Annotated in this window: 9 protein-coding genes; 4 read left to right on the top strand and 5 right to left on the bottom strand. The window is 35.6% G+C overall.

Annotated elements, in window-relative coordinates; genetic code table 11:
- Nucleotides 1-139: 139 nt before the first annotated feature.
- The 3 genes from J1905_RS14985 to J1905_RS14975 all read right to left on the bottom strand — a co-directional run bounded on the left by J1905_RS14985 (nt 140) and on the right by J1905_RS14975 (nt 2453).
- Nucleotides 140-691: a NifU family protein gene (locus J1905_RS14985; protein ID WP_214228110.1), complete on the bottom strand. Its 552-nt coding sequence runs from the start codon at nt 689-691 to the stop codon at nt 140-142.
- A 78-nt stretch (nt 692-769) separates the two neighbouring features.
- On the bottom strand, nt 770-2116 hold the full coding sequence (gene purB, locus J1905_RS14980; protein WP_214228108.1) for an adenylosuccinate lyase: 1347 nt from the start codon (nt 2114-2116) through the stop codon (nt 770-772).
- Nucleotides 2117-2252: 136 nt separating this feature from the next.
- A complete protein-coding gene (locus J1905_RS14975) occupies nt 2253-2453 on the bottom strand; it encodes a hypothetical protein (RefSeq protein ID WP_108205931.1) in 201 nt (66 codons plus the stop codon).
- Nucleotides 2454-2663: 210 nt separating this feature from the next.
- On the opposite strand from J1905_RS14975, the gene J1905_RS14970 reads away from it, so the two are divergent.
- Together J1905_RS14970 and J1905_RS14965 are read left to right on the top strand one after the other, a co-directional pair.
- Nucleotides 2664-3230 (top strand): RNA polymerase sigma factor, encoded by a 567-nt coding sequence (locus J1905_RS14970; protein WP_214228107.1) that lies wholly within the window; start codon nt 2664-2666, stop codon nt 3228-3230.
- Nucleotide 3231: 1 nt separating this feature from the next.
- A complete protein-coding gene (locus J1905_RS14965; protein ID WP_214228105.1) occupies nt 3232-4320 on the top strand; it encodes a S1 family peptidase in 1089 nt (362 codons plus the stop codon).
- Between the two features lie 159 nt (nt 4321-4479).
- Here J1905_RS14965 and J1905_RS14960 read toward each other — a convergent pair whose 3' ends face one another.
- Entirely contained in the window at nt 4480-4848 is a 369-nt protein-coding gene (locus J1905_RS14960; RefSeq protein ID WP_173090572.1) for a DMT family protein, read from the bottom strand.
- A 92-nt stretch (nt 4849-4940) separates the two neighbouring features.
- Here J1905_RS14960 and J1905_RS14955 point away from each other — a divergent pair, with 92 nt between their 5' ends.
- Nucleotides 4941-5867: a DUF72 domain-containing protein gene (locus J1905_RS14955; RefSeq protein WP_214228104.1), complete on the top strand. Its 927-nt coding sequence runs from the start codon at nt 4941-4943 to the stop codon at nt 5865-5867.
- Nucleotides 5868-5918: 51 nt separating this feature from the next.
- Nucleotides 5919-6554, top strand: a complete 636-nt coding sequence (locus tag J1905_RS14950) for a peroxiredoxin (protein ID WP_173090574.1) — start codon at nt 5919-5921, stop codon at nt 6552-6554.
- Between the two features lie 56 nt (nt 6555-6610).
- Here the strand turns inward: J1905_RS14950 and J1905_RS14945 are convergent, their stop codons facing one another.
- Complete coding sequence (locus J1905_RS14945; RefSeq protein ID WP_214228103.1) at nt 6611-9604, bottom strand: glycosyltransferase family 117 protein; 2994 nt, start codon at nt 9602-9604, stop codon at nt 6611-6613.
- Nucleotides 9605-9670 lie beyond the last annotated feature (66 nt).

The raw sequence follows: 9670 nt of genomic DNA, 5'->3' as shown, positions 1-9670 counted from the left end.
ATACTGGCTACAAATGCATTGATTGACGGAGAAATACTAGAGGCTATTAAACGAACTTTTAATAGTTAAATCAGTTATATACAATAAAAAGGGCCCTGTATCAATTGATACAGGGCCCTTTTTATATCTCTAAACTAGCTTACAAAGCTTCGGATACTACTTCTTTTACTTCAGGAACCATGCGTTGCAATAAGTTCTGAATTCCAGATTTCAAAGTGATTGTTGACGATGGACATCCACTGCATGAACCTCTAAGTTCAACAGTTACAATACCATCATCAAATGATTTGTAGCTGATTGCACCACCATCCTGTTCAACCGCAGGGCGAACATAGTCATGCAAAATTTGTTGTATTTTAATCTCAAGATCCGTTCCTTCAAAAGTAGGCGTCTCATCAGATGTTTCTTCTTTTATTTTATATTCAGACTCAACCGCTCCTTTAACAAATTCTTTAAGAATCGGTTCGATATCTGGCCATTCAACACCTTCAGTTTTTGTAATTGTAACAAAGTTACTTGCAAAAAACACACCATTAACAAAGTTGAATTTAAACAGTTCCTTTGCAAATGGAGAGTGCTCAGCACTTTCTTTAGTCGCGAAATCTTCACTGCCATTGATCAATAACTTATTGACCATGAATTTCATTGTAGCAGGGTTAGGAGTTTGTTCAGTATATACGTTGATAGTCATTGTCTTCTTTTTTTCTACAAAAATAAATAATTCGTCGATGCAATTTCAGGTATCGATGTCTGTTTTAGGTCATTATATCTAAAATACGCCCGTGTAGTTAAAAGGAGTAATTTTCTTTAGCTCCTGTTTAATCTGATCACTTACAGATAATCCATCTATGAAGTCGGCCATAGTTGTAGCTGTAATCCTCTGATTGGTACGTGTAAGGTCCTTAAGTGCCTCATATGGGTTTGGATACGCCTCTCTTCTAAGTACGGTCTGTATAGCCTCTGCTACAACAGCCCAGTTGTTTTCAAGATCTGCTTCGATCGCATCATTATTAAGTAATAATTTATTTAAGCCTCTTAACGTAGATGCCATAGCAATGCTAGTGTGAGCCAAAGGAACACCTACATTTCTAAGTACAGTCGAATCTGTAAGATCTCTTTGTAAGCGCGAAATTGGCAATTTAGCAGCAAAGAATTCAAATAAAGCATTTGCAATACCAGCATTACCCTCTGCATTTTCAAAATCAATAGGGTTTACTTTATGAGGCATTGCAGAAGAACCAACTTCACCTTCTTTTATTTTTTGTTTAAAGTAATTTTTAGAAATATAGGCCCAAATGTCTCTGTCAAGATCAATAATGATATTGTTAATTCTTTTTAACGCATCACATTGTGCTGCAAACTGATCGTAATGTTCAATTTGAGTGGTGTATTGAGGACGAGTAAGACCTAATATTTCGTTTACAAAGTTGTTAGAGAAATCTACCCAGTTCACATTAGGGTAAGCGATGTGGTGTGCATTAAAGTTTCCTGTTGCACCGCCAAATTTCGCACTGTTAGGAATGTTCTTTAAACTGTTTAATTGAATCTCTAAACGTTCTGCAAATACCATAAACTCTTTACCTAGTTTAGTAGGAGAGGCAGGTTGGCCATGCGTATGAGCAAGTAAGGGCACATCTTTCCATTCTGTAGCTAAGCTTTTTATTTTAGCTATTAATTCTGCAATTTGAGGATAGTAAACCTCATTTAATGCAAGCTTAATAGTATATGGTATTGCTGTGTTGTTAATATCCTGAGATGTTAATCCGAAATGGATAAATTCTTTATAAGCTTCAAGACCTAATTGATCAAATTGCTTTTTAATGAAATATTCAACTGCTTTAACATCGTGATTGGTAATTTTTTCAGTGTCTTTAATTTCCTGAGCATGAGTATCGTCGAACTGCTCATGAATTAAGCGTAATTTACTATAAATAGATTTATCGAATTCTTTTAAACCAGGCAGGCCAGTTTCACAAAGTGCTATAAAGTATTCGATTTCTACAAATACTCTGTATTTTATTAAAGCTGACTCTGAAAAATATTTAGAAAGGCTTTGTGTAGTGTTTCTATAACGACCATCAACTGGAGAAATAGCTTGAAGAGGAGATAAATTCATGAATTTGACTTATTTTACAAGCGCAAATGTAGCATTTATTAGCCTTTTAATGAAGTAAGGTTGCTGAAAAGCAAAAGTTTGGACAAGAAAAAAGGCCTTGGAAACTCCAAGACCTTTTTTATAAGTTGCTTTTTGACTAGTGTTTAGTTGTGTCAGCTGGAGCAGCTGCAGCAGTATCTTTAGCAGCAGTATCAACAACAGTAGTATCAACAGTTGCAACAGCTGAAGAATCAACTACTGAAGTGTCAGTAGTATCTGCTTTTTTCTCAGAGTTACAAGCTGCTACTGATAAAGAGATTGCTAAAGCTAAAAAGCCAAATTTAAATGCGTTTTTCATTCTAATTCTATTTTAAATAATTAATTAATTTTACAGATTAATACAGTAAAGTCTAAAAGGTAACCCACCTAATTAAAAAAAAATAAAAAATATTTTAATGGTCAGTTACTGGGTTACTCTTTACAGCATTGCCGTATTAAAGGAAGAAATAAAAAAAGTAATTTTTTTTGTTATCATTGGGTTACCATTCACGTTTAAATGTATTAATTGGTGAGTAATAAGTTAAGCAGTTCAGTTCCAACAGATAGAGAGGTAGTTTTAGGGGTCTTAAATAACTCAGAAGAAGCGCTAAATAAATTGTATACGGGGTATTTTCCGATGGTTTTGCAGTTTATTTTAAATAATAACGGTGATGAAGATGATGCGAAAGATGTGTATCAGGAAGGCATAATTGTTTTATATAATAAAATTAAGAGCGGAGATTTCGAGTTAAGTAGCAAACTAAAAACATATATATACTCAGTTTGCAGACGTATTTGGTTAAAGAAACTTGCCCAGCAAAGCAAGAAAACAAATAACATCTCTGAATTTGAGGATGTGATAGCGATAGATGAGGATGTTGAACAGCACGAAGAGAAGGATAAGCAATTTGATAAAATGCAAGAAGCACTCCTTCACCTAGGTGAACCCTGCAAAACCATTATTCAGGACTTTTATATTAACAACCTTTCCATGCAGGAAATTTGTGAAAAGTTTGGGTATACAAATACCGATAACGCAAAAACACAAAAATATAAATGCTTGCAAAGGTTAAAGAAATTATTTTTTCAATCGTGATATGAGGAACGAAATAGAGTTAGAGGGTATAATTGAAGATTACCTAAATGGTAAACTTTCTGAAGCAGAAGCTACCGCTTTTGAGCAATTACGCTTAAATGATCCAACTGTTGATCATAAAGTTGTTGCCCATAAGGTTTTTCTGGATTCATTGAAAGATTATGCTTCAAATCTTGATTTGAAAAACAAGATGGATCATGCACATGATCAGATCGATGTTGATGCATTGAGCAAAAAGCTTGGGCCTCACCCTTCGTTCATTGTTAATCTGTGGCGCAAAAACAAATCTGCGATTGCCGTGGCTGCCTCTTTTATATTATTAACAGTAGTTACTATTTACTCTATACAACAAACTACAGAGCAGACAGGAAGCTACAAACAGATGAGCGCAGAGCTTAGTAAGCTTAAAAGTTCTACTAGTAACTTAATAAGAGAAGTAAAATCAAGTCAGACTACAAAGGCTGCAGTGAAACCTGTTAAATTTGGTGGAACCGGTTTTGCCATTTCGTCTAATGGTTATATATTAACAAGTTACCATGTAATTGAAAAATCTGATAGTATTTATGTGCAGAACAGCAAAGGTGATATGTATAAGGTAGATATTACCTATAAAGATCCTACAAATGATATTGCCATTCTTAAAATTATAGATAAAAACTTCTCACTGGCCTCTTTACCTTATTCATTGAAAAAAGGAAGAGTTGGAATGGGAGAGTCTGTTTATACCCTTGGTTATCCTAAAGATGATATCGTATTTGGAAAAGGATATTTAAGTTCACAAAGTGGTTTTAATGGTGACACTTTAGCTTACCAGGTTTCTCTTGACGTGAATCCGGGTAATAGTGGTGGTCCATTATTAGATAACAATGGGAATATTATAGGTATAATCAATGCTAAAGAAAGTTATACAGATGGAGCAACATTTGCAGTAAAAGCTAAGTTCCTTCAGGAAGCATTAAGCTCAATCCCTCAGGATTCTGTTGTTGGAAAGATATCTTCAGTTAGAAAAAGCCAATTATATAAATTAGAGCAATCAAAACAACTTTCTAAAGTTCAAGAATATGTTTTCATGGTGAAAGGCTATAATTAATAGGTAAGAGATAGTTAGCACACACAATAAAGGGTCTGTATCATTGTGATACAGACCCTTTATTGTTATAGATATTTTACTTTCTACTCCAACTTGATGTTCCAAAGCGGAACATCAAGTTTTAATTCTATTACATTGAGGACGACGATTGCAAACAAATTATGCCCTGAAAATAAAGTAAACAGCTCCAATCAGTAAGCTAAACCCTATAAGGTGATTATAATTTAAACTCACATTTTTAAACACCAAGCTTGAGAAAATAACAAAAACAATTAGTGTAATTACCTCTTGTAGCACTTTCAATTGCATAAGTGAAAAGGGCCCTCCCAATTCAGAAGAGCCAATACGATTTGCTGGTACCTGAAAGCAGTATTCAAAAAAGGCAATTGCCCAGCTCAATAAAATGATTGTCCACAATGACGAGGAATAGGCGGAGTTTTTTGGAAAGAACTTTAAATGACCATACCAGGCAAGTGTCATGAAACTATTAGATAGTATAAGCAGGCCTATGGTATAAAAATATTTCATAGATGTTATTTGTTAAGATTTGATTTAAAATTATAGATTTAGGAGTAAACATTCTCTATCTTCAAGGCTTTGTTTTGTATAAAGCTTTAAATATGGATTTCGGAAAGGTAGCAGACAGCCAGATAAAAGATGTAGATTTTACATTGCCACAAGATGGCATACAAACTTCGAAAACACTGGCGAAAGGTAAACCGGCTAAAAGCCCTCAGTTTTACGTTGGTTGTGCCAAATGGGGTAGAAAAGAATGGTTGAATATGATCTATCCGCCAAAAACTAAAGAGGCCGACTTTCTGGATCAATATGTAAAACACTTTAATTCTATTGAACTAAATGCGGTTTTTTACAGCATTCCAAATGCGGAACTAATTAAGAAATGGAAAGCAAAAGCTGAGGACAATTCCAGTAACAGTTTTATTTTCTGTCCTAAATTCTCCAGAACAATCAGTCATATCAAAAGACTAAAAGACGCAGAAGTGCCTACAGATCTTTTTCTCGCAAGTATTTCTGAGTTCGGTCAGTTTCTAGGTCCGTGCTTTTTGCAATTAGGAGATAACTTTACACCTAAAAGTCTTCCCATTCTAGAAGAATATCTAAAATATCTGCCTACAGATCTAGCTGTTTTTGTAGAGTTAAGGCACGAAGGTTGGTTTTTAGATGAGACCAACAGAAATCAAGTGTTTGATATGTTTGCTAAACTAAATAAAGGAGCTGTAATAACTGATGCAAGTGGTAGAAGAGACTGTTTACATATGGAATTAACTATCCCCGAAATATTTATTCGCTTTGTTGGAAATGGATCAGCACATCAGGATTCAGATTTTGCAAGGATCGACGATTGGGTGGTAAGAATTAAAGAATGGCTAAATAAAGGGCTAGAAAAAGTATATTTCTTTCTGCATCAACACGATGAAAAAGATACTCCAATTTTGGCCGATTACACGATTAAACAATTCAACAAACACTTAGGAAGTAAGATCGCAGATATTAATTTTATTACAAAAACAGGAGAATTATTTTAAATAGTATATTTAACTTGTAGACATTAATATTTACTACTAAAATATATAATTATGAGTTTAAGAATAGGGGACGCAGCTCCCAATTTTAAAGCAGAAACATCTATTGGAGATATCGATTTTTATGAATTCCTAGGAGATAGCTGGGGAGTTTTATTTTCTCACCCTGCAGATTATACCCCGGTATGTACCACAGAACTTGGTCGCACTGCATCTTTAAAAGGTGAATTCGAGAAAAGAAATGTTAAAGTTTTGGCGCTTAGCGTTGATTCTGCTGAGTCTCATAAAGGCTGGATTAAAGATATCAATGAAACTCAAAATACAAATGTAGAGTTTCCTATTATAGCTGATGAGGATAAGAAAATTGCGGATTTATATGATATGATTCACCCGAATGCCTCTGAAACCTTAACTGTACGTTCATTATTCGTAATCTCACCTGATAAAAAAGTTAAATTGATGTTGACTTATCCTGCATCAACAGGACGTAACTTTAACGAAGTACTAAGGGTTATCGATTCATTGCAACTTACCGCTAATTATAGTGTTGCAACGCCTGCTGATTGGGAAGATGGACAAGATGTTGTGGTAATGAACAGTATTAAAACTGAAGACATTCCTGCAAGATTCCCTAAAGGACATAAAGTGATTAAACCTTATTTAAGAACTACACCTCAACCTAATAAATAAGGGTAGTTTGATAAATTGATAAACAACAAAAGGGGCTTTAAGCCCCTTTTGTCATATTAACCAAACTTCGCTTGCAGCTCTTCAAACTTTTTGGCGATTTTATCACTCAATTCAGTTTGCTTATAACCAGCCGAAATTTTGTGAAGATTATTTAAAACATACATCCCTAACTGAATATCTCTGCCATAAGAATTATAGCGTTCAGGTTCTAAAGAAGCTATGTACGTCAGTTCTTTGTCCAAAAATTCAAGCGTTTCAGCTGTCAATGCATTGGCAGCTTTAGTTTCACTTAAAGCATACATATTCTGTATGGTTTGATACCTGTTTATCGTATCATCAATTGAATAGTTTTTCAAAGGAATATCTTTGATGCTCTTTGTTAAAAGTTTATGTGCCTGAGTCGTTTTGCCTTCCATAAAGAGGTTAGTAGTGAGCGAGTTTGATATACTCCATGTACCCTGAGCAACCCTTCTGCTTTCAGGATCCATATATTTAGCAGTTTTGAAACCTTTTAAATCAAATCGGTTCATCATGTTATCATACATGGCATCGCTATTGGTTTTCTCCATTTTATCGCGGGTATCTTTAGGATCCGTTTTAAAAGGAAGCAAACGAAGTGCATAGCCCTCAAGATATAAGTATTTACCTAGCCCAACATAAGTATCCTCAGATACATTAGACTCAAAATATATTGGCCTTTCCCAATTGTTATTAGCAAGGATATCCAATAAGGCCAGATCAGATTTAAACATGATATTCTTATTGTAGTTCCACTCCATTTGTGGGGTAACTTTGTCTTTATCCTTAGCTGAAATGGTGCCGGTTTTTATAAGCTGATCAGTATTTACAGTTAGCTTAAAGTTTTTGGTAGGGATGAAATTCATATAGGTCCCATCCGTTAATTGTAATTGATCAGCCTTTTCATCGGAAGTTAAAACTGCTATAAGATCCTTTAATTCAACACTGTCTTTAAAGCCGTAATCATTATAATACATGTAATCTCTAACCCCATTTACATATTTCTCTGTAGGCATTGTAATAGGCAATGGAGCAGATTTATGCAGTTTTAACTTCATCTGATTAATATAAGCATCATCAGAAAGGTATTGAATGTTTACCACTCGAATGTCTGTACGGATGCCTTCAACCTCCTGAGCATACCACAATGGGAACGTGTCGTTGTCGGCAGTAACAAATAGGATAGCGTTTGGTGCACAAGAGTTCAGGTAATTTTTGGCCCAGTCTAGTGCTGTCGTTTTTCCAGAGCGATCATGATCACCCCAGCCTTGAAAGCCCATAATTGCGGGAGCTGCCAATAAACCGATTAGAGAGGCTACAATAAGGCTTAGTTTAGGCGCATTAAAGCGAGACAACCATTCTCTAATAGCAAATACCCCAAAGCCAATAAAGATGGCGAAGGCATAAAAGGAACCTACATAAGCGTAATCTCTTTCTCTAACCTGTCTGGGATCCTGATTTAAATAAACAATAATAGCCAGTCCGGTAAACAAGAACAAGGTTGTAATAATTAAAGCGTCGTTTCTGTTTCGGCGATATAAAAATAATAGCCCTGCAATACCTAATATTAAAGGTAAACCGTAAAATCTGTTAAACCCTTCATTTGCTACAATAGTCGGTGGCAGGTTAGTCTGACTTCCCAATCTTGCCGCATCCAGTGGTTTAATGCCTGATATCCAGTTTCCTTCGCTGTAACCTCCTTGGCCCTGGTTATCATTTTGTCGACCAACAAAATTCCAGAAAAAATAGCGCCAGTACATAAAGCCCATCTGATATGAAGTAAAGAACTTTAAATTTTGGGCAAAAGAAGGAGTTTCTCCGTCAGCAAGGTTTAGCCATTGCTTGTAAAAGTTGATATGATCTGGTTTGTCGCTGTATGTTCTTGGGAAGAATAAGTTTTTGTCGTATTCAATGTCAACACCTTTTCCAGAAACCTCATATTTGTCCTTTCCTTTTCTGTATTTGGTAAAGGTATCCTTTCCGTCAATTTGCTTGGCATCAAAAGTTTGTCCGTATAAAAGGGGTGTTTTCTCATAATTTGTACGACCTAAATAGCCATATAATGCAAAAGTATTATCCGGGTTGGAAAGGTTTAAACTTGGTTTCGCATCTGCCCTTATTAGAATTAAAAAGTAAGAGCTAAAGCCAAATAGCACAAACGTAAGACATATCATTGCCAGATTAAGATTGTACTTTTTATGTTTAATGGAGTAATAGATGGCGTAAGTAATACTGCCAGCTAAAAGGAACAAAAATGTCATTGCGCCATAGCCAAACCCAAAACCTAGTGTGTTTACAAATAGTAAGTCGAACTTAGCAGCAAAAAGGACAAAATATTGGATAATCACAAACTGAACCACTACCCATATAACACCGGCAACCCCAATTGCCTTGATGATGCCAAATGTGGTCGGTTTTTCCGTTTTTTTGAAGTAATAAACAAGCACTACTGCCGGAATTGCTAATAAGCTTAATAGGTGAACGCCTATAGATAAGCCGATTACGAAAGCTATCAGCACTAACCAGCGGTCGTCGGTATTCTGTTCCCATTTTAAAATTGCCCAAAATACAAGAGCGGTAAATAACATGGAAAGCGAGTAAACTTCAGCTTCTACAGCCGAGAACCAAAAGGTATCAGAGAAAGTAAATGCCAATGCGCCTACAACACCCGTTGCAATGATGGTAAGCATATCTGCTTTGGTTTTTTCTTGTTTATAAAGTTTACTGGCTATTAAGGTGATAGTCCAGTACAGAAACATTACGGTGGCTGCACTGGCAACTACCGAGCTAAAGTTAATCCAGTAGGCGACTTTTGCAGTATTGCCAGCGGCGAGTAATGAGAATAACTTGCCAATCATAAGAAATAGTGGAGCTCCTGGTTGGTGGCCTACCTGTAATTTATCGGCTGCGGTAATGAATTCTCCGCAGTCCCAAAAACTTACGGTCGGTTCCATAGTGAGCCAGTAGACAACACCTGCGAAAAGAAAAAGCAGAAATCCTACAAGATTGTTGGTTTTTTGGTATAGGTTCATGGTTTGAGGGTAATTAACTTAATAGTAAAAATAAGTAAAACATTGAAAGCTAGGTTTTTTAGGAGT

The organism is Pedobacter sp. B4-66 (assembly GCF_018492665.1).
Taxonomy (GTDB): Bacteria; Bacteroidota; Bacteroidia; order Sphingobacteriales; family Sphingobacteriaceae; genus Pedobacter.
This window is presented reverse-complemented; position numbering and strand designations above follow the sequence as displayed.

Coding starts and splice junctions, on each gene's coding strand:
- J1905_RS14950 (WP_173090574.1), top strand. CDS start 5,919: ATGAGTTTAAGAATAGGGGACGCAGCTCCCAATTTTAAAGCAGAAACA.
- J1905_RS14965 (WP_214228105.1), top strand. CDS start 3,232: ATGAGGAACGAAATAGAGTTAGAGGGTATAATTGAAGATTACCTAAAT.
- J1905_RS14960 (WP_173090572.1), bottom strand. CDS start 4,848: ATGAAATATTTTTATACCATAGGCCTGCTTATACTATCTAATAGTTTC.
- J1905_RS14985 (WP_214228110.1), bottom strand. CDS start 691: ATGACTATCAACGTATATACTGAACAAACTCCTAACCCTGCTACAATG.
- J1905_RS14945 (WP_214228103.1), bottom strand. CDS start 9,604: ATGAACCTATACCAAAAAACCAACAATCTTGTAGGATTTCTGCTTTTT.
- J1905_RS14955 (WP_214228104.1), top strand. CDS start 4,941: ATGGATTTCGGAAAGGTAGCAGACAGCCAGATAAAAGATGTAGATTTT.
- purB (WP_214228108.1), bottom strand. CDS start 2,116: ATGAATTTATCTCCTCTTCAAGCTATTTCTCCAGTTGATGGTCGTTAT.
- J1905_RS14975 (WP_108205931.1), bottom strand. CDS start 2,453: ATGAAAAACGCATTTAAATTTGGCTTTTTAGCTTTAGCAATCTCTTTA.